Below are 18,067 nucleotides of genomic sequence, written 5' to 3'. Positions count from 1 at the left end.
GCCCTATGAACGACGCCCTCAGCGTGGAGCCGCCCGCCCCCGACCGCAACCTCGCCCTCGAGCTGGTGCGCGTCACCGAGGCGGCCGCGATGGCGGCCGGGCGCTGGGTCGGCCGTGGCGACAAGAACGGCGCCGACGGCGTGGCCGTGCAGGCGATGCGGGTGATGATCTCGACCGTCAGCATGAACGGCACCGTCGTCATCGGCGAGGGCGAGAAGGACAACGCCCCGATGCTCTACAACGGCGAGAACGTCGGCGACGGCACCGGCCCCGAGTGCGACGTCGCCGTCGACCCGATCGACGGCACCACCCTCACCGCGAAGGGCATGGCCAACGCGGTCGCCGTCCTCGCCGTCGCCCCGCGCGGCACCATGTACGACCCCTCCGCCGTCTTCTACATGGAGAAGCTGGTCACCGGCCCCGAGGCCGCCGAGGTCGTCGACATCCGCTACCCCGTCGCCGAGAACATCCACCAGGTCGCCAAGGCCAAGGGCTCCAACCCCTCCGACGTCACCGTCGTCCTGCTCGACCGCCCCCGCCACGCCCAGCTCGTCGACGAGATCCGCGCCACCGGCGCCCGGATCAAGTTCATCACCGACGGCGACGTCGCCGGCGCGATCATGGCCGCCCGCCCCGACACCGGCATCGACCTGCTGCTCGGCATCGGCGGCACCCCCGAGGGCATCATCGCCGCCTGCGCCATGAAGGCCATGGGCGGCACCATCCAGGGCCGACTGTGGCCCACCGACGACGAGGAGCGCCAGCGCGCCATCGACGCCGGCCACAACCTCGACCCCGACCACATCCTCACCACCGACACCCTGGTCACCGGCGACGACTGCTTCTTCGTCGCCACCGGCATCACCGACGGCGAGCTGGTCCGCGGCGTCCGCTACCGCGGCGGCGGCGCCGTCACCCAGTCGCTGGTCATGCGCTCGCGCAGCGGCACCATCCGCACCATCACCTCCGAGCACCAGCTCTCCAAGCTGCGGAGCTTCTCGGCCATCGACTTCGACTGAGTCGCCCCTCGGCCCCCGCGCCGGGTCGGGCCTCCTCGTCGCACCCGGCGTTCCGGTCGTGCCTGCGGCCGGAACGCGACCCAGATGCCGGGTACGACGCGCCACCGGACCCGCGCCGACCGACCTACGCCCCTCGCACCAGCTCCAGCAGCCTCGCCACATCCCCCACCGCGTCGGCGATCGGGTCCTCGTCGCCGACGGCCGCGCCGTACAGCAGCGCGGCGTCCAGCATCCGCACGACCAGCTCGAAGTCGGCCCCCTCGGCCACCGCTGACCACCCGCACCGGTCGAGCGTCTCCCGCAAGGCCGCGAGCAGGGCGGGGCGGGAGGCGGCCATGATCGGGCGGAGCTCGGGATCGGCGGTGGCGGCGAGCATCGGCCGGAGGCGGCGGGTGACGACGGCGGGGTCGAGGGCGGGGGCGTAGAGGACCTCCAGCAGCAGCTCCGCGGTACGCCGGGCGGAGCGGCCGCGGCGGGCGATGGAGCGGGCGTGCGCGGCGGCGGCGGTGGTCCGGACCTGCTCGGCGGCGGTGACGGCGGCGGCGTAGAGCTCCTGGCGGGTGGCGAAGTAGTAGCCCGCCGAGCCCGCGGGTACACCCGCGGCGGCCGCGACCCGTCGGTGGGTGACGGCGTCGGGGCCCTCCTCGATCAGCAGCCGGGCGGCGGCGTCGGCCATCGCCCGGGTGCGTTGCGCGCTGCGCGCCTGGACGGGGCGGCGGGGAGAGGCGGGCACGGCGCTCAGCCTACGCAGGCCCACCCGCCCGGAATATCTATACGCGCGTATAGGTTCTGCTCTTCGAGGGCCGAGATCCGGTCCCGTGTTCGACAGAGGTGCATCACGATGAGCAGCCTTGTGGCCCAGGAGGGCCTGAAGATCGACTGGGCGAACATGCCCACCTACAACACGATCATGGCCGTCGCCGTCGGCGCCGGACTGATCGGCCTCGTCCTGCTCGGCCGCGAGCTCCTGCGCGCCCCCGAGGAGGTCGAGCCCGACGGCTGGGCGCTGACCTTCGGCGTGCTCGGCGCGGTCCTCACGACGACCGGCCTGCACATGACGCTGACCTGGCCGCTCGCGGCCGGCGGCTTCCCGTTCGACAACATCATCTTCGGTGAGACCAGCCTCGGCTTCGGCGTCCTGCTCCTCGCCGCGGCGCTCTACCTGTGGAAGCGGGGCGCGGTCGCGCTCGCGGCCACCCAGCCGCTGCGGGCGCTCGCACGGGTGGCGCAGCCGATCACCGTCTTCGTCGGCGGCCTCGGCCTGAGCCTGGTCGCGATCGCGGTGGCCGGCATCAAGTACCAGCTCTTCGCCGCTCCCCCGCAGGAGCCGATCTCGGGTGAGTTCGCGGACCACCCGCTCGTCGAGGCGATCTTCATGTCGGGCCTGATCGGCATCGTCGGCCTCGGCGCCCTCGCCTTCGCCGTCCTGGTCAACCGCCTGCGCAGCACCGGTACGGCGGGCGTCTGGGCCCGGATCACCGGCTGGCTCTGGGCCGTCTCGGGTGTGCTCTTCCTGCTGTTCGGCGCGATGAACTTCTTCACCCACATCGGGCTGATCGTCAACACCATGTGACCCGCGGGCTCGGGTCTCACCGTCGTACCCGGCAGTCGGGTCGTGATTCAGGCGGAATCGCGACCCAGATGCCGGGTACGACGCACGTCCGGCACCACCAGCGCCCCCGCCACCACGTCCATCACCCGCGGGTCGAGCGCCATCCCGATGTGGGAGGCGCGGACCTCGACGGCGTGGCCGGCGGGGTCGATGCACGCCCGCCAGTCGACGATGCCGTCGCGGCGGGAGTAGATGTTGGTCATCGCGACGTCGGCGCGCAGCGGCTGCTGCGACTCGGTGAAGCTGAGGTGGGCGCACTCCCCCGCGACGCAGTCCTCGCTCATCAAGCCGGGCACGCCGGCGTCCGCGAGCCGGTTGAGCACCCGCACCCCGCGGGTGAGCACGGCATGGTGGGCGGCGGGCGCGCGCATCGGGCTGCCCATGGTGACGATGCCGGCGACCAGGTCGGGACGGCGCGCGGCGAGACCGCGGGCGATCATGCCGCCGAGGCTGTGGCCGACGATCTGGACCCGCGCGTCGCGGCGCTCGGCGATCTGCTCCAGCCGCTGCTCGAGCGCCAGCGCCGAGCCGAGCGTGCAGCCGACATTGGCGTGGATGTGGGAGCGATAGGTGCGGAAGCCCCGCGCACGCAGCTCGGCGGCCATCGCGGTAAGGGTCCAGTCGCCGGCGAGGAAGCCGGGGATGAGCAGCACCGGCTCGGCGACCCGGGTCGCCGATCGCCCCGCGAGCGGCGTACGACGGCGCACGCGTCGGGTCGCGCCACGACGGGCCGCGAACCGGCCCGCCTCGGTCACCAGACTGCCCTCGCGCAGCAGCGCGGCCAGCGCCGGGCGGCCGTAGCCGTCGGGCAGCAGCCAGGGCGCCAACGTGTTGCTCACGTCACAAACCCTACCCAGTTGAATCGACAACTAGTCGCAGGTTGTCAAACTGGATGTCATGTCCGCCTCCGACGAGCTGCTCGCCCCCGTCTCCGCCGAGATCGAGCTGTGCTACCAGACCTTCGGCGACCCGAGCGCCGAGCCGCTGCTGCTGGTCATGGGCCTCGGGGGCCCGATGACCTGGTGGGACGCCGAGCTGTGCGCCCAGCTGGCCGACGCCGGCTTCTACGTCATCAGGTACGACAACCGCGACACCGGGCGCTCCTCGCGCGCCGCGGGTCGGGTACGCCGGGCCGACCTGCTCCGCGCCTTCGTCGGGGCGCCCACCCGGGCGCCGTACTCGATGGCGGACCTGGCCGAGGACGCCTTCGGCCTGCTCGACCACCTCGGCATCGACGCCGCGCACGTCGCCGGCGTGTCGATGGGCGGGATGATCGCGCAGACCATGGCGCTGGCCGCGCCGGAGCGGGTGCTGAGCCTGAGCAGCATCATGTCGTCGACCGGCCGGCGCACGGCCGGGCGCCAGCACCCCAGCCTGCTGCCGACGCTGATCGCCGGGCGCGGACCCGAGCGCGAGGACTACATCCGCGGCAGCCTCGCGGTCTGGCGGATCATCGGCTCGCCCCGGTTCCCGCAGACCGAGGAGGCGCTGCGCAAGCGCGCCGGCGAGACCTGGGACCGCGGTGTGTCCCGCGCTGGGGTGCTGCGCCAGATGATGGCCGTGCTCACCCAGCCCGACCGCACCCGAGCGCTCGCGGGGGTCACCGCGCCCACCCTGGTCATGCACGGCCTGGCCGACCGCATGGTCCACGTGTCCGGCGGCCGGGCGACCGCGGCCGCCGTCCCCGGCGCGCGGGTGACCTTCATCGAGGGCTGGGGGCACGACCTCCCGGCCGCGCTGTTCCCCACCTTCACGGCGGCGATCCGCCGCAATGCGGACCGGGCGGCCCTCAGGCCTCGATCCGCAGGGCCTCGATCGGAGTGACCGTGACGGCGCGGCGGGCGGGGGCGCGGCTGGCGGCGAGCACGAGCACCACGCCGCAGACGGCGATCCCGGCCAGGACCAGCCATGGCACGCCCCACACGAAGCCCTCGGTCCCGAACCCGATCAGCGACTGGGCGCCGACCGAGCCGTAGACCAGCCCGAGCACCATCCCGAACGCGACCGCGGTCGCCGACAGCGCGATCGACTCCCGGGTGATCATCGAGCGGACCTGGGCCCGGGTGAAGCCCAGGGAGCGGAGCAGGCCGATCTCGCGCTGGCGCTGGATGACGGTGAGCGACATCGTCGAGACGAACCCGACCGCGGCGATGACCGAGGAGATCACCACGATCGCGATCAGGATCGCGGTCGTCGCGGCGAGGATCCGGTCCATCTCCCCCTGGTGCTCGGCGTCGGTGGGCCAGGTGGCGATCGAGGCGCGCAGCGCCTGCATCCCCGAGGCGAAGGTGGTCACGAGCGTCACGCCGATGACCAGGCCCATCGTCGAGCGGGTGGTCCGCAGCGGGTCCTTGACCGCATTGCGCCGGGCCAGCACGGACGGCGGCTGGGCGCCCACCAGGCGCGCGCAGAGCCCGACCAGCGCCGGGATCACGAACCGGGCGCCGAGGAGCAGGCCGGTGGCGGAGACGACCGAGCCGAGGAAGGCCGCGAGGAAGCCGGCCGCGCTGCCGTCCTCACCCAGCCACATCGACAGCAGCAGGACGAGGAAGCCGCCGCCGATCAGCGTCAGCGAGGCGAGCGCGCGCAGCACGGAGCCCGCGCGCGAACGGGGCAGCTCGCTCGCCGTGCCGCTCATCGCCTGGGCCGGGGATACCCGCAGCACGGCCCGCGACCCGAGCCAGCCGGCCAGGGTGGCGGCCGCCACCACGGCGGCGACGCCGAGCAGCACGAGCGGGTGGATCAGGCCGTAGTCCGCCTCCGGCAGGGTGCCGCGAGCGACCAGCACGATCCGGGTCAGGTCCGCCAGCACGACGCCCGCCACCGCGCCGACGACACCCCCGGCCAGGCCGACGAGCGCGGTGGCCCGCATGACCGACCGGCGCAGGTACGGGCCGCGCGCCCCGAGCAGCCGGAGCAGCGCGATGTGCCGCAGCCGGCCCGCGATCACGGTGTCGACGCAGTTGGCGATGACGACGACCGAGACGTAGAGCGCGATCAGGATGAACACCGTCGCGACCGAGCCCAGCAGGACGCCGACGCCGCCACCGGAGCTGGCCATGGTACTGAGGAAGCTGCTGGTCATGATCAGCACGGCGGCGTACGCCGAGCCGAGCCCGGCGACCAGCCCGACGGTGCCGAGCTCCCGCATCGAGCCCATCACCAGGGTGCGCCGGCTCATGCCACCTGCTCCTCGAAGGAGATGAGCAGATGGGAGATCTCCTGCGGGCTCATCCGGCCGTGGTCGCCGACGATCCGGCCGTCGGCGATGACCAGGATCCGGTCGGCGTACGACGCGGCGACCGGGTCGTGGCTCACCATCGCGATGGTCTGGCCGTAGTCGCGGGCCGCGGCGCCGAGCAGCGAGAGCACCTCGCGCGAGCTGCGGGAGTCGAGATTGCCGGTCGGCTCGTCTGCGAAGATGATCTGCGGCGTCGCGGCGAGCGCCCGGGCGATGGCGACCCGCTGCTGCTGGCCGCCGGACAGCTCGCTCGGCCGGTGGCCGACCCGGTCGGTGAGGCCGAGGGTCGCGATGATCCGCCGGATCCAGGCCTCCCGCTCGGCGTCGACCCGGCGGCCGGCGAGCTCGAACGGCAGCAGCACGTTCTCGTAGGCCGTCAGGGTCGGGACCAGGTTGAACGACTGGAACACGAAGCCGACCTGCTCGCGGCGCAGCAGGGTGCGCTGGTCGTCGGTCATCGCGTGCACCGGCGCGCCCGCGACCCAGACCTCGCCGCTGGTCGGGTCGTCCAGGCCCGCCGCGACATTCATGAAGGTCGACTTCCCGGAGCCCGAGGGCCCCATGATTGCGGTGAACGCGCCGCGCTGGATGTCGACGCTGATCCCGTCGAGCGCCCGCACCTGGCCGGCGCCGGCGCCATAGGTGCGGGTCACGCCGCGGAAGCGGACCACGGCGGAGTCGGGCTGCTGGGGCGGGCTGAAAGGCGGCTGGCTCATGTCGTCCACGCTAAAAGTCAGCGACCGCGCGCACATCGGGCGCGGGATCGAACCGGCGTACATCTCCCGATGTACGCCGACCTCCGGGGAACCCTCAGATCAGCCCGTGCTCGTAGGCGTAGACGACCAGCTGCACCCGGTCGCGCAGCCGCATCTTGGTCAGGATCCGCGAGATGTGGGTCTTCACCGTCGCCTCGGACAGGAACTCCGCCGCCGCGATCTCCGCGTTCGACAGCCCCGCCGCGGCCCGCAGCAGGATCTCCCGCTCGCGGGGCGTCAGGGCGTCGTACTCCGGGCCGGGAACGGCGGTGCGGGCCCGGAACCGCTCGAAGAGCCGGCGGGTCGCGCCGGCGGCGACGACCTGGGTGCCGGCGGCGACCGAGCGGATCGCGGCCAGCAGGAACTCGGGCTCGGCCTCCTTGAGCACGAACCCCGAGGCGCCCGCCTCGATCGCCGAGGCCGCCGACTCGTCGAGGTCGAAGGTGGTCAGCACGAGCACCCGCGGGCCGTCGTCGCCGTGCTCCTCGACGATCCGCGCGGTGGCCGCGACCCCGTCGAGGACCGGCATCCGCACGTCCATCAGCACGACGTCGGGCCCGGTGTCGCGCGCCCGCTCGACCGCCTCGGCGCCATTGCTCGCCTCGCCGACGACCTCGAGGTCGGGCTGAGAGCGCAGCAGCATGCCGATCCCGGTGCGGAACAGCGGCTGGTCGTCCACGAGCAGGACTCGGATCCGTTCGCTCACTCGTCCTCCGTCGTCGGGATGAAGGCCGCGACCTCCCACGTGGCCGGGCGCCCTGCCTCGGCCGGCAGCCTACGGCTCGCGAAGGTCCCGCCCGCCACCTCGGCCCGCTCCGCCATGCCGGCGAGCCCGTGCCCGCCGGGCTCGCCCTCGCGGACGGCGTCGGGAGGGATCGCGTTGCGCACCCGCAGCCGGTAGCCGTGGGTCCAGTCCTCGGCGACCTCGACCGGGCGGGCCAGGTCCCCGTGCTTGAGGGCGTTGGTGAGGGCCTCGCCGAGGATCCGGTGGGCGGTGACGGTGAGCAGCCGGTGCTCCGGCGGCGTGCCGTAGGACGTCTCGACGATGGTCATCCCCGCCGCCCGCATCCGGCCGAGGAGCTCGCCGCGACGCTCGAAGTCCAGCGGCACCGGGTCGGTCTCGCGGTCGCGCAGCTGGGTGAGCAGTCGGCGTACGTCGGCCATGGCGGTGCGTGCCGTCTCGCCGATCGCGCGGAGCGCGCCTTCCGCCTCCTCCGGGTGGCTGCGCAGCCCGTAGCGCGCCCCGTCGGCCTGGGCCGCGACCACCGCCCACGAATGGGCGACGACGTCGTGCATGTCGGCCGCGATCCGGCTGCGCTCGGCCTCCTGGCGCAGCACCTCGGCGAGGCGCTCCTGCTCGACGGCGTTGACCCGGGCCTCGAGCGCGGCGTCGACGCGGGCCTGGACCGTCTGCCGGCTCTGCCAGCGCAGGAAGCCGACCAGCCAGCCACCGAGCGTGAAGACGGCGCACATGGCCGCGGTGCTGACCGCGGCGAAGGCCGTCTCGCTCGCCGACGCGAACCACTCGCGCGAGAGCTGGGCGTTGAGCGCCATGGCCACGCCCGCGACGACGGTGGCGATCACGCCGGCGGCGAGGCCGAAGCGTCGTACGCCGCGCCGCTGGGACGCGCCGAGGGTGAAGAACAGCGGGAAGTAGGCGATGTCGGCGAGGAACGCGATCTCGCGGTCGACCAGCTGGCCGAGTGCCGCGGCGAAGGCGAGCGCGACCATGCCGGGCAGCCACCAGCGCCGGATCGCGAGCGCGACGACGAGCAGGGCGGCGGCGACGACGGTGAAGCCGCCCTGGGTGAGCTGGGCGAGGAGCGCGAAGAGCCCGAAGCCCGCCGCGGTCAACACGTCGAAGGCCACCTGGGCGCGCGTGGGACGGGTGTCCTGCCACACCGCGGTGTCGTGAGCGCCGCTCATGCGCCCATTGTCGCGGCCCGCGCGAGGGACGTCGTCCCTCCTCGGATGTATCAGCCGGCGGCGACCTCCGCGCCGGGGATCCGGCCGGCCCGCTCGCGGTCGACGGTGAGGTTCTCGCCGGTGGCCGGGTCGAACAGGTGGATCCTGCTCCCGTCGACCCAGATCTCGGCGTCCTGGCCCTCGGTGATCCGGCTCGCGCCGTCGAGCGAGACGACCAGCTGGGTTCGCATCGCCTCGCCGTCGAGGTCCTTCTCCAGCTGCTGGAGCTGCGCCTTGACCTCGTCGGGCGCCTCGAACGGGATGTAGGCGTAGGTCTCGTTGCCGAGCCACTCGACCGCGTCGACCGTCGCCGAGAAGGTCGACCCGCGCCGGCCTTCGGCCGCCGCCAGGGAGGCGTCCTCGAAGTGCTCGGGGCGGATGCCGGCGATGAGCAGGCCGCGGCCCGCGGCCCGCTCGGCCTTGTCGGCCGGGATCTCGACGCTGCCGAACGGCAGCTTCACCTGCCCGCCCTCGACCGTCGCGGGCAGGAAGTTCATCGGCGGCGAGCCGATGAAGCCCGCGACGAAGAGGTTGCCGGGGTTCTCGTAGAGCTCGCGCGGGGTGGCGAGCTGCTGCAGCACGCCCCGCTTGAGCACGGCGACCCGGTCGCCGAGCGTCATCGCCTCGGTCTGGTCGTGGGTGACGTAGACCGTGGTGATGCCGAGCCGCTTCTGCAGCCGCGCGATCTCGGTGCGCATCTGGCCGCGCAGCTTGGCGTCGAGGTTCGACAGCGGCTCGTCGAAGAGGAAGGCGTCGGCCTGGCGCACGATCGCGCGCCCCATCGCCACCCGCTGCCGCTGGCCGCCGGACAGGTTGCCGGGCTTGCGCTCGAGGTGCTCATCGAGCTCGAGGGTGGCCGAGGCCTCCCGCACCAGCTTGTCGACCTCGGCGTCCGGCATCTTGGCCAGGCGCAGCGGGAAGGCGATGTTCTCGTAGACGGTGAGGTGGGGGTAGAGCGCGTAGTTCTGGAACACCATGGCCAGGTTGCGCTCGCGCGGGGCCAGGTCGTTGACCCGCTTGTCGCCGATCATCATGTCGCCGGAGGTGATGTCCTCCAGGCCGACGATCATCCGCAGCAGCGTGGACTTCCCGCAGCCCGAGGGCCCGACGAGGATCATGAACTCCCCGTCGGCGACGTCGATCGAGACGTCGTTGACGGCCGGGAAGCCGTCGCCGTACTGCTTGACGATGTGGTTCATCGTGATGGCAGCCATCAGTGCCTCGCTTCGAGAGTGTTGGTGTGCTGGGCATGTTCAGGGTGCGTGCATCGCAAGGCGGCGGAGCGCTGGCATGCTGGCTCGCACGTCGAGCGACGCCAACGCGGCGAGGTGCGTGCACTGGACGTGTCCAGTGCGCCAAGGCTCTCGAAGCGAGGCACTGTTCACCCCTTCACGGCGCCGGAGGTGAGGCCGGCGACGATCTTGCGCTGGAAGATCAGGACGATGACGACGATCGGGATGGTCGCGATGACCGCTCCCGCGGCGAGCAGCGAGGCCGGCCGGTTGAACGGGTCGGAGCCGACGAAGAACGACAGGGACGCCGGGATCGGGCGGGCGTTCTCGGTCGAGGTGAGCGAGATGCCGAAGACGAAGTCGTTCCAGGCGAAGAAGAAGGTGAGGATCGCCGCGGTGAACACACCGGGCGCCGCCAGCGGCACGATCACCTTGCGGAATGCCTGCCACGAGGTCGCCCCGTCGACCTGGGCGGCCTGCTCCATCTCCCACGGGATCTCGCGGAAGAAGGCCGACAGGGTCCAGATCGCCAGTGGCAGCGTGAACGACATGTAGGGGATGATCAGGCCCGGCCAGGTGTCGTAGAGCCCGATCGCGCGCCACATGTCGAACAGCGGCCCGACCAGCGAGACCACCGGGAACATCGCGATCGCCAGCGCGATGGTCAGCACCGCCTTCTTGCCGCGGAACTCCAGCCGGGCGATGGCGTACGCCGCCAGGGTGGCCACGATCACCGACAGCAGCGTGGCGATCAGGCTGATCCCGATCGAGTTGAAGATCGCGCGGCGGAACTGCTCGTTGTCCCACACCGCGCGGTAGTTGTCCCAGCCCGCGCCCCCGCCGTCGGAGGGGAAGAAGCCCGGGCTGCCGTTGGTGATCGCCGTCTCGGACTTGAAGGACAGCGAGATGATCCAGGCGACCGGCAGCAGGCACCACAGCATGATCAGGATGCAGCCGACGACGAGGCCGATGCGGTTCTTCATCTCAGGACTCCTGCCGGGCCTGCGCCAGGTCGACGCGGAAGAGTTTGACGATCGCGAACGCCACCACGAGCACGGACAGGAAGAGCAGCACCGACAGGGCCGAGCCCATGCCGAGCTGGAACTGCTCGATGGTCTGGCGGTAGGTCAGGAAGCTGATCGACTCCGTCTTCACCGCGCCCGCGGTCATCACGAAGATGTTGTCGAAGATCCGGTAGGCGTCGAGAGCCCGGAACAGGACCGCGACCATGATCGCGGCCCGCATGTTCGGCAGGATCACCTTGGTCAGCCGCTGGGTCCAGGTGGCGCCGTCGACCTTGGCCGCCTCGATCATGTCCTCGCTGACCTGCGCCAGGCCGGCCAGCAGGAGCAGCGACATGAACGGCGTGGTCTTCCAGATCTCCGAGACCATGATCGCGACCACCGCCGAGCCGGTCTGCCCGAACCAGTTGAAGTCGTCGCCGACGAACGGCAGCCAGCCGTTGACGAAGCCGTTCTGGAAGGAGAACGCGAACTGCCAGGCGAAGCCGGAGACCACGGTGATGATGCCGTAGGGGATCAGGATCGACGTCCGGATCACCCCGCGGGCGAAGATCACCCGGTGCATCACCATCGCGAAGATGAAGCCGATGACCAGCTCGACCGCCACGGTGACGACCATGTAGAGCACGGTCACGCCGGTGGTCTGCCAGAACAGCGGGTCGGTCAGCGCCGTGAGGTAGTTGCTCAGTCCGACGAAGCTGCGGTCGTCGGGTGCGGTGAGCGCGTAGTCGAAGGTCGACAGGTAGAGCGCGCGCAGCATCGGGAAGGCGGTCACCAGCAGCATCAGCACGATGGCCGGCGCCACCAGCTTCTGGCCGAGGCGGGTCTCCGCGCGGGCGCGGTCACTGGCGACGGGCTTGGCCTTCGCGGGCTTCACGGGTGCGGTCACGGTGCTCACAGCAGCGACTTCCCTTCCAGCACGTCCTTCAGGTACGTCGCCGAGTCCTTCGGCGTACTGCCGGGGCTCACCGAGGTCGGCGAGTGCCACTTGGCCTGGATGGCGCCCGAGATCATCGCGTAGAACGCGCTCTTGGGCCGGGGGCCGCCCTCGTCGACGCTGGTGCGGAAGAGCTCGATCAGGTCGGCCGGATAGTCGCCGCTCGCCGAGACCTTGTCGTAGGCCGCATTGGTCGAGGGCATCAGGCCGTTGTCGAGGGCCAGGTCCACCTGGGCCTGCTCGGAGGTGATGCAGCGCGCCGCCTCCATCGCGAAGTCCGGGTGCTTGCTGTAGGCGCCGACGCCGATGTCGATGCCGCCGACGGGCGGCTTCGAGGCCTCCCCCGCGACGGTCTGGGGATACCGGGCCCAGCCGAGGTCGGCGAACTGCTGGTCGGTGAGGCTGTCGCCCACCAGGCCCTCGTAGTTCTTGTAGACGAAGGTCCAGTTGACCATGAACTCGCCGGCCCCGTCCTTCGGGAACATCTGGCCCAGGCTGGTGCCCTCGTTGGACACCGTGAGGTCCGGCTGGGCCGCCTTGGAGTCCGCGAGCTCCTTGATGATCTCGGCCGCCTTGCGCCCGGCGTCGGAGTCGATGTCGACCTTCGCGTCGCGGCCCGCCTCGGTGTCGGAGACGATGTCGCCGCCCGCGCCCTGGACCAGCGCGTTGATCCACACGACGTACGCCTCGTACTTGTTGGCCTGGACGCCGACGGTGCCGCCGTTGTCGGCGGCGGCCTGGATCACCTGGTCCCAGGTGACCGGCTGGCTCATGTCCAGCCCGGCTGCCTGCGCGAGCGACTTGCGGTACCAGAGCACCTGGGTGTTGGCCCACAGCGGGATCGCGTAGACCTTGTCGTCCCAGGTGACCGTCTCGGCGGCGCCCTTGAGGTAGTCGCCGTCGCCCTGGACGCTCGCCGTGATCGAGTCGGCGAGGTCGCCCTCGACCTGCTGGAGCCAGCCGGCGTTGGCGAACTCGGCCACGAAGACCGGGTCGAGGTTCATCAGGTCGGTCGAGGAGTCCTCCGCCGCGAGCCGCCGGGCCAGCTGGGTGCGCTGGTCGGTCGCCCCGTTGGGCAGCAGCTGCACCGAGAGCTCGTACTGGTCGGTGCTGCACGACTTCGCGTACTTCTGGAAGGTGTCGACCCCGTCGGGGTTGACGTACCAGTTCAGCACCGGCTTGCCGGACCCGCCGCACGCCGTCAGGCTGCCGGCCGCGAGCGCGGCGACCGCCGCGAGCGCAGCCCGGCGCCGCCGTCGCGACCGGCGCCCCCACAGGCCATTGGTCGATCTCATCGCCCTGATCACCCCTCCCAGGATGTGGCGTTCGTCACCCAGTAGTACCCCTATCGCGCGGACTTTGTCCACGACCAGTCGCCACCCCGTTGGCGCCCGGCACCAGCCAGGTGCCCGTGACGGCCGGGTTCAGACGTCGTAGGTTTTCGGTCATGGCGCTGCACGTCGTGGCCGCCCGCACCGACCCGGCCCTGTTCCGGCTGCCCTGGTCGCGCCCGCTGGCCGACTGGGAGGACTGGTACGTCGTGCCGCTCCCCCTCGGCCTGTCCCGCCACGTCGTGCGCGTGGTCCAGGTGAACCGGCAGTTCCTCGCCGTGAAGGAGACCGAGGAGGCGATAGCGCTGCGGGAGTACGACCTGCTGCGCGACCTGCAACGGCTCGACCAGCCCGCCGTCGTACCGCGGGGCGTGGTGACGGGACGCGTCGGCGCCGGCGGCGAGCCGCTGCCCGCGGCCCTGCTGACCGAGCACCTGCACTACTCGCTGCCCTACCGCGCCGTATTCCAGCACGGCCTGCGGGCGGAGCAGGTCCCCGCGCTCGTCGACGCGCTCGTCGTGCTGCTGGTGCGGCTGCACCTCGCGGGCTTCTTCTGGGGTGATGTGTCGCTCTCGAACGCCCTCTTCCGCCGCAGCGCCGGGGGTTTCGCGGCGTTCCTGGTCGACGCCGAGACCGGCGAGCTGCGCTCCTCGGTGTCGGACGCGATGCGCGAGCAGGACGTGACGGTCGGTGTGGAGAACATCTTCGCCGAGCTGATGGACCTCCAGGCCAGCGGCGACACCGACATCGAGGTCGACGCCTTCGCGATCGTCGACCAGCTCGCCGAGCGCTACCACGCCCTGTGGGACGAGCTGACCGCCGCCGAGGAGTTCGGCGCCGACGAGTGGTACCGCGTCGAGCAGCGGATCGCCCGCCTCAACGACCTCGGCTTCGACGTCGACGAGCTCGACGTGCAGACCGACTCGGACCGGGTCCGCATCCAGCCCAAGGTCGTCGAGGCCGGCCACCACCGCCGCGAGCTGCGCGAGCTCACCGGCCTGGTCGCCGAGGACAGCCAGGCCCGCAAGCTGCTCAACGACCTCGCGGCGTTCACCGCGCACGGCGGGTACGACGACGAGGACCGCGAGATCGTGGCCCGCCGCTGGCTCACCACCGTGTACACCCCGATCGTCGACCTGCTGCCCCCCGAGCTGCGCCGCGCCATCTCCGCTCCGGAGTACTTCCACGAGGTGATGGAGCACCGCTGGGCGCTGTCCGACCAGGCCGGGCACGAGGTCGACATCTTCGACTCCGCGCGCGACTACGTCGCGAACGTGCTGCCCCACCGGCCCCCGGACACCCCGTCAGGGCTGGCCTGACCCTCGCCCTAGCGTGGCTGGACGAGGATCTTGACGTTCGACTCCTTGTTCTCGATCAGCTCCTGGAAGCCGCCGACGACGAGGTCGTCGAGACCGATCCGGCCGGTGATGAACTGGTGCGGGTCGACCTTGCCCCGGGCGATCAGGTCGATCACCGGACGGTGGTCGTCGGCGTACGCCAGGCTGCCGAGCACGTTGACCTCACGGAACACCAGGTCGTTCATGGCCACCGACGCCTCGTGCCCCCAGATCGCGACGTTGACGCAGGTGCCGCCCACCCGGGTGGACTGGATCGCGGTCTTCAGCACGGCGTCCACGCCGGCGCACTCGAAGGTGACATCGGCGCCCCGGCCCTTGGTCAGCTCCATGATCTCCGCCGTCACGTCGGTCGAACGGGGGTCGAGCACCGCGCCCGCGCCCGCGACGCTCGCCTTCTCCTTGCGCACGTCCGCCGGCTCGACCACGATCACCTCCTCGACCCCGACGGCACGCAGCGCCGCCGTGGTCACCAGGCCGATCGGGCCGGCGCCGAAGACGACGGCCGTGTGGTCGGGCCGGGTCCCGGCGAGGCGTACCGCGTGGTAGGCCACGGCGAGCGGCTCCACGAGGGCTCCCACGTCGGTGCCGAGCTCGCCGAGGGGGTGGATCCAGCGACGTTCCGCCACGACGTACTGCGAGAAGCCGCCGCCCATCCCCGACAGGCCGACGAATCCCAGGCTCTGGCAGACGTTGTAGCGCCCCTGCGTGCAGGCGTCGCACCGGCCGCAGACGATGTAGGGCTCGACGACGACCCGGTCGCCCACCCGGAGGTCGGTGACGCCCTCGCCCAGCTCGGCCACGACGCCCGCGAACTCGTGGCCGAGCGTGATCGGGACCGTCTCACCGGTCAACGGGTGCGGCGCGTCCGCGGGCGGCGCGAAGATCGGGCCCTCGAGGTACTCGTGGAGGTCCGTCCCGCAGATCCCGCACCACTCGACCTCGACCTTGACGGTCCCCGGGCGGACCACGGGCTCGGGGACCTCGTCGATCCGGATGTCCCCGCGGCCGTGGAAGCGTGCTGCCTTCATGATTCTCTCCTTCTGGATGGTGTGCGTTGGTCAGCCGGCCGAGGTGGCGGTGGCTTCGAGCAGGACGACGTCGGGGTCGGGCGCGGCTGCCGGCGCCCGGAGCGGATAGGAGCCGAAGCCGACGACGTAGAGCAGGGTCACCAGCGCGAACCAGTCGAGGAAGCCCAGGGCATTGCCGTGCAGCGCTCCGACGACGACCGGCTCGTGGAGCACGCGCTCGGCGAGCACGTAGTAGTAGCCGACGAAGGTCGCGACGGCGAGCCCGAAGGTGAGCAGGGCGCGGCAGACCAGGTTCGTCGCCGTGCCGAGGCCGGTGGGCCGGTTGCCGAAGGCATTGCCCCACAGGATCATCCAGGCGACCCAGCACACGCCGATCTGCGACGGGAACTGGTTGAGCACCGGACCGAGCTCATGAGCCACGCTCGAGCCGACGACGAGCTCGACCACGGCCCGCAGCCCGAAGTACAGCCCGGTTCCCAGCGCCACGTTGCCGACGAGCGAGACCGCCGCGACCCCGGCGCGTCCGCCCGCCACCCGCCAGGGCCAGTTCTCCCAGCACAGGCCGGTGAGCACGATCGCGACGACGATGCTGTAGTACCAGCCCAGCAGGGTGTTCAGCTCCAGGACGGGACCGTGGCCGGCGGTCCGCTCGGCCACGGCGGGGATGCCGAGGACGACGTACAGCAGGATCGTCGGGCCGAGCAGGAACGCGATCTCACACAGGCCGACGAACGGCTGGCGCAGGCCCCGGTCCGTCCACGGCCAGTGGTTCCAGTTCACGACCGCCATCACGTAGGTCGAGAAGCCGAACAGGACGAAGAGCGCCCCCGTGAAGTAACCGACACCGCCCGCGCGGCCGGCGGCGAAGTTCGGGTCCAGGCCGCCCAGACCGTGTCCCAGCAGCCAGGTCACCACCACCGCGAAGATCACCGTCGCGGCCGTGTAGGCGACGCCACGGGCGGGTTGCGGGAGCCGCTCGAACCCGGCGAGCTCGAGGTTGAAGCCGGTCCACACGACGAACATCAGCGCCCAGAAGAGAGCCGCGTTGAAAGGCAGTGGATAGACGTCGAGCGGGCTGGTCGTGGGGTCGGCCAGGAGATACCAGCCGAGCAGGGCGGCGGCGAGGACCACCGCCAGGTTCGCGAGCCCGAAGGCCCACCACGCCATCGGGCGCTTGTCGTCGTGCTGCATGTCGGACCACCTTCTCGGGATGTGACCGACAGCACACCGGCGTCACCCGGCGAGCCGGAAGCGTTGCACGCGGTTGCAACCCGAGGACCGTCCGAACGGGCAGGTCAGCGCCGGATCCTGACCTTCGCGGTCCCGCCGGTCACGGTCGCGACCGCCCGGGTCACCGGCTTCTTGCGGATCTTCTTCAGGCCCTTCTTGGTGAGCTCGACCCGCACCTTGGCGCTGCCACCGCCCGCGATCGAGTACGGCGTCGGCTTCGCGAGCGGCTTGCCCTTCGCGGTCAGGGTCAGCGTGCCCGAGCACGGGGTCGCGCTCACGCACCGCACCCGGAGCGCGACCTTCCGCTTGGTGACCCGCACGCCCTTCTTCGGGGCCTTGACCGTGGCCGCCCCCGCGCCGGCGGGGCTGAGCTTCGCGATGCCCCACATCACGGGACTGTCGAGGAGGGCCGCGACGTAGATGCTGCGGTCGGGGCCGACGGCGAGCGAGGTGACCTCCGTACCGGCGCGCACCTCCTGGACGAAGGCGCCGGCGGCGGTGAAGATCCGCACCGGGTCGTCGGCCCCGCCGACCGCGATGGTGCCGTCGGGCATCACGTCGATGCTGCGCGGAGCCGAGGTGAACTGCCCGGGGCCGGTGCCCGCGGACCCGAACGACTGGACGAACGCGCCGCCGGGAGCGAAGCGCTGGACGCGGTGGTTGTTGCCGTCGGCGACCAGGATCGTGCCGTCGGGCGCGACCGCGACGTCGTAGGGATTGTCGAGCCGGCCGAGCCCGGCCCCGGAGGTGCCGATCCGGGTCACCGCACCGGTGGCGGCGTCGAACCGGTAGACCGTGTCGGCGACCGGGTCGGCGACGTAGGCGTTCCCGGCGGAGTCGACGTCGATGCCCCAGGGGTGGAAGGAGTCGGCTCCGGGCGGCGCGAAGGTCGCGTACTCCTCGCCGTTGGACCGATAGGCATGGACGCCGGTCCCGTTGGAGTAGTCGCCGACGAGGAGGGCGCCACCGGGTCCGATCGCGATCCCCTGCGGGCGCACCTCGTCGCCGATGGAGAACTGGGAGACCAGCACACCCGAGGTGGTGTACGTCTGCACCCGGTCGTCGAGGTCGGAGACGGTCACCACGCTCGTCGCGGTCGCGTCCACGGCGTTGGCCCGGTGCTCGCCGACCTGCCACCGACCCGACAGCGACCAGTCCTCCGCGGGCTGCGCCGGCCCCCTCGCCACGGCCGGCTCCGGCGCGGCCGTCGAGACGGTCACCACCCCGGCCAGGGCGAGCCCCAGCGCCGTCCACCGACACCCGTGCGACCCCATCAACCCCACCCCGTTCCGTCGCGGGAGCACCCCGAACACCCCTGTCTACCCGCGCCGACACCG

The 18,067-nt window shown here is 71.8% G+C and carries 17 protein-coding genes; 4 read left to right on the top strand and 13 right to left on the bottom strand.

The window, feature by feature from the left end; all coding sequences use genetic code 11:
- The first annotated feature begins 5 nt into the window (after window positions 1–5).
- On the top strand, window positions 6–1,019 hold the full coding sequence (glpX, locus tag JOD66_RS19435) for a class II fructose-bisphosphatase (RefSeq protein ID WP_204838463.1): 1,014 nt from the start codon (window positions 6–8) through the stop codon (window positions 1,017–1,019).
- 124 nt (window positions 1,020–1,143) lie between these two features.
- On the opposite strand, the gene JOD66_RS19430 is transcribed toward glpX, so the two are convergent.
- A complete protein-coding gene (locus tag JOD66_RS19430) occupies window positions 1,144–1,752 on the bottom strand; it encodes a TetR/AcrR family transcriptional regulator (RefSeq protein ID WP_204838462.1) in 609 nt (202 codons plus the stop codon).
- Between the two features lie 108 nt (window positions 1,753–1,860).
- Here JOD66_RS19430 and JOD66_RS19425 point away from each other — a divergent pair, with 108 nt between their 5' ends.
- Window positions 1,861–2,592, top strand: a complete 732-nt coding sequence (locus JOD66_RS19425; RefSeq protein WP_204838461.1) for a DUF981 family protein — start codon at window positions 1,861–1,863, stop codon at window positions 2,590–2,592.
- 47 nt (window positions 2,593–2,639) lie between these two features.
- Here JOD66_RS19425 and JOD66_RS28575 read toward each other — a convergent pair whose 3' ends face one another.
- Window positions 2,640–3,470, bottom strand: coding sequence for a lipase family alpha/beta hydrolase (locus tag JOD66_RS28575; RefSeq protein ID WP_204838460.1), 831 nt, complete (start codon window positions 3,468–3,470; stop codon window positions 2,640–2,642).
- 58 nt (window positions 3,471–3,528) lie between these two features.
- On the opposite strand from JOD66_RS28575, the gene JOD66_RS19415 reads away from it, so the two are divergent.
- Complete coding sequence (locus JOD66_RS19415) at window positions 3,529–4,455, top strand: alpha/beta fold hydrolase (protein WP_204838459.1); 927 nt, start codon at window positions 3,529–3,531, stop codon at window positions 4,453–4,455.
- Here JOD66_RS19415 and JOD66_RS19410 read toward each other — a convergent pair.
- The 8 genes from JOD66_RS19410 to JOD66_RS19375 all read right to left on the bottom strand — a co-directional run bounded on the left by JOD66_RS19410 (window position 4,421) and on the right by JOD66_RS19375 (window position 13,078).
- Entirely contained in the window at window positions 4,421–5,812 is a 1,392-nt protein-coding gene (locus JOD66_RS19410; protein WP_204838458.1) for an ABC transporter permease, read from the bottom strand. The two genes, JOD66_RS19415 and JOD66_RS19410, sit on opposite strands and share 35 nt — an antisense overlap.
- Window positions 5,809–6,588, bottom strand: a complete 780-nt coding sequence (locus JOD66_RS19405) for an ABC transporter ATP-binding protein (RefSeq protein ID WP_204838457.1) — start codon at window positions 6,586–6,588, stop codon at window positions 5,809–5,811. The genes JOD66_RS19410 and JOD66_RS19405 overlap by 4 nt, the downstream gene beginning before the upstream one ends.
- A 94-nt stretch (window positions 6,589–6,682) precedes the next feature.
- Window positions 6,683–7,333, bottom strand: coding sequence for a response regulator (locus JOD66_RS19400; RefSeq protein WP_204838456.1), 651 nt, complete (start codon window positions 7,331–7,333; stop codon window positions 6,683–6,685).
- The gene (locus tag JOD66_RS19395; protein WP_204838455.1) at window positions 7,330–8,553 is read right to left on the bottom strand and encodes a sensor histidine kinase; all 1,224 of its coding nucleotides are present in this window, start codon (window positions 8,551–8,553) and stop codon (window positions 7,330–7,332) included. Before JOD66_RS19395 ends, JOD66_RS19400 begins: the two co-directional genes overlap by 4 nt.
- Window positions 8,554–8,603: 50 nt before the next feature.
- Entirely contained in the window at window positions 8,604–9,806 is a 1,203-nt protein-coding gene (locus JOD66_RS19390) for an ABC transporter ATP-binding protein (protein WP_204838454.1), read from the bottom strand.
- Window positions 9,807–9,973: 167 nt separating this feature from the next.
- On the bottom strand, window positions 9,974–10,807 hold the full coding sequence (locus tag JOD66_RS19385; protein ID WP_204838453.1) for a carbohydrate ABC transporter permease: 834 nt from the start codon (window positions 10,805–10,807) through the stop codon (window positions 9,974–9,976).
- A 1-nt stretch (window position 10,808) separates the two neighbouring features.
- The gene (locus tag JOD66_RS19380) at window positions 10,809–11,735 is read right to left on the bottom strand and encodes a carbohydrate ABC transporter permease (RefSeq protein WP_307823611.1); all 927 of its coding nucleotides are present in this window, start codon (window positions 11,733–11,735) and stop codon (window positions 10,809–10,811) included.
- A 5-nt stretch (window positions 11,736–11,740) separates the two neighbouring features.
- The gene (locus JOD66_RS19375) at window positions 11,741–13,078 is read right to left on the bottom strand and encodes an extracellular solute-binding protein (protein ID WP_204838452.1); all 1,338 of its coding nucleotides are present in this window, start codon (window positions 13,076–13,078) and stop codon (window positions 11,741–11,743) included.
- 152 nt (window positions 13,079–13,230) lie between these two features.
- Here JOD66_RS19375 and JOD66_RS19370 point away from each other — a divergent pair, with 152 nt between their 5' ends.
- A complete protein-coding gene (locus tag JOD66_RS19370) occupies window positions 13,231–14,433 on the top strand; it encodes a DUF4032 domain-containing protein (protein ID WP_204838451.1) in 1,203 nt (400 codons plus the stop codon).
- A gap of 8 nt (window positions 14,434–14,441) precedes the next feature.
- Here the strand turns inward: JOD66_RS19370 and JOD66_RS19365 are convergent, their stop codons facing one another.
- The 3 genes from JOD66_RS19365 to JOD66_RS19355 form a co-directional block, all read right to left on the bottom strand.
- The gene (locus JOD66_RS19365; protein WP_204838450.1) at window positions 14,442–15,500 is read right to left on the bottom strand and encodes a 2,3-butanediol dehydrogenase; all 1,059 of its coding nucleotides are present in this window, start codon (window positions 15,498–15,500) and stop codon (window positions 14,442–14,444) included.
- Window positions 15,501–15,530: 30 nt separating this feature from the next.
- Window positions 15,531–16,691: a hypothetical protein gene (locus JOD66_RS19360; RefSeq protein ID WP_204838449.1), complete on the bottom strand. Its 1,161-nt coding sequence runs from the start codon at window positions 16,689–16,691 to the stop codon at window positions 15,531–15,533.
- 104 nt (window positions 16,692–16,795) lie between these two features.
- Window positions 16,796–18,004, bottom strand: coding sequence for an NHL repeat-containing protein (locus JOD66_RS19355; protein WP_204838448.1), 1,209 nt, complete (start codon window positions 18,002–18,004; stop codon window positions 16,796–16,798).
- Between the last annotated feature and the right edge of the window lie 63 nt (window positions 18,005–18,067).

This window comes from Nocardioides nitrophenolicus (assembly GCF_016907515.1).
In the GTDB taxonomy this organism is placed as follows: Bacteria; Actinomycetota; Actinomycetes; order Propionibacteriales; family Nocardioidaceae; genus Nocardioides; species Nocardioides nitrophenolicus.
This window is presented reverse-complemented; position numbering and strand designations above follow the sequence as displayed.

Coding starts and splice junctions, on each gene's coding strand:
- JOD66_RS19410 (WP_204838458.1), bottom strand. CDS start 5,812: ATGAGCCGGCGCACCCTGGTGATGGGCTCGATGCGGGAGCTCGGCACC.
- glpX (WP_204838463.1), top strand. CDS start 6: ATGAACGACGCCCTCAGCGTGGAGCCGCCCGCCCCCGACCGCAACCTC.
- JOD66_RS19415 (WP_204838459.1), top strand. CDS start 3,529: ATGTCCGCCTCCGACGAGCTGCTCGCCCCCGTCTCCGCCGAGATCGAG.
- JOD66_RS19390 (WP_204838454.1), bottom strand. CDS start 9,806: ATGGCTGCCATCACGATGAACCACATCGTCAAGCAGTACGGCGACGGC.
- JOD66_RS19425 (WP_204838461.1), top strand. CDS start 1,861: ATGAGCAGCCTTGTGGCCCAGGAGGGCCTGAAGATCGACTGGGCGAAC.
- JOD66_RS19360 (WP_204838449.1), bottom strand. CDS start 16,691: ATGCAGCACGACGACAAGCGCCCGATGGCGTGGTGGGCCTTCGGGCTC.
- JOD66_RS19395 (WP_204838455.1), bottom strand. CDS start 8,553: ATGAGCGGCGCTCACGACACCGCGGTGTGGCAGGACACCCGTCCCACG.
- JOD66_RS19405 (WP_204838457.1), bottom strand. CDS start 6,588: ATGAGCCAGCCGCCTTTCAGCCCGCCCCAGCAGCCCGACTCCGCCGTG.
- JOD66_RS19365 (WP_204838450.1), bottom strand. CDS start 15,500: ATGAAGGCAGCACGCTTCCACGGCCGCGGGGACATCCGGATCGACGAG.
- JOD66_RS19370 (WP_204838451.1), top strand. CDS start 13,231: ATGGCGCTGCACGTCGTGGCCGCCCGCACCGACCCGGCCCTGTTCCGG.
- JOD66_RS19385 (WP_204838453.1), bottom strand. CDS start 10,807: ATGAAGAACCGCATCGGCCTCGTCGTCGGCTGCATCCTGATCATGCTG.
- JOD66_RS19375 (WP_204838452.1), bottom strand. CDS start 13,078: ATGAGATCGACCAATGGCCTGTGGGGGCGCCGGTCGCGACGGCGGCGC.
- JOD66_RS19355 (WP_204838448.1), bottom strand. CDS start 18,004: ATGGGGTCGCACGGGTGTCGGTGGACGGCGCTGGGGCTCGCCCTGGCC.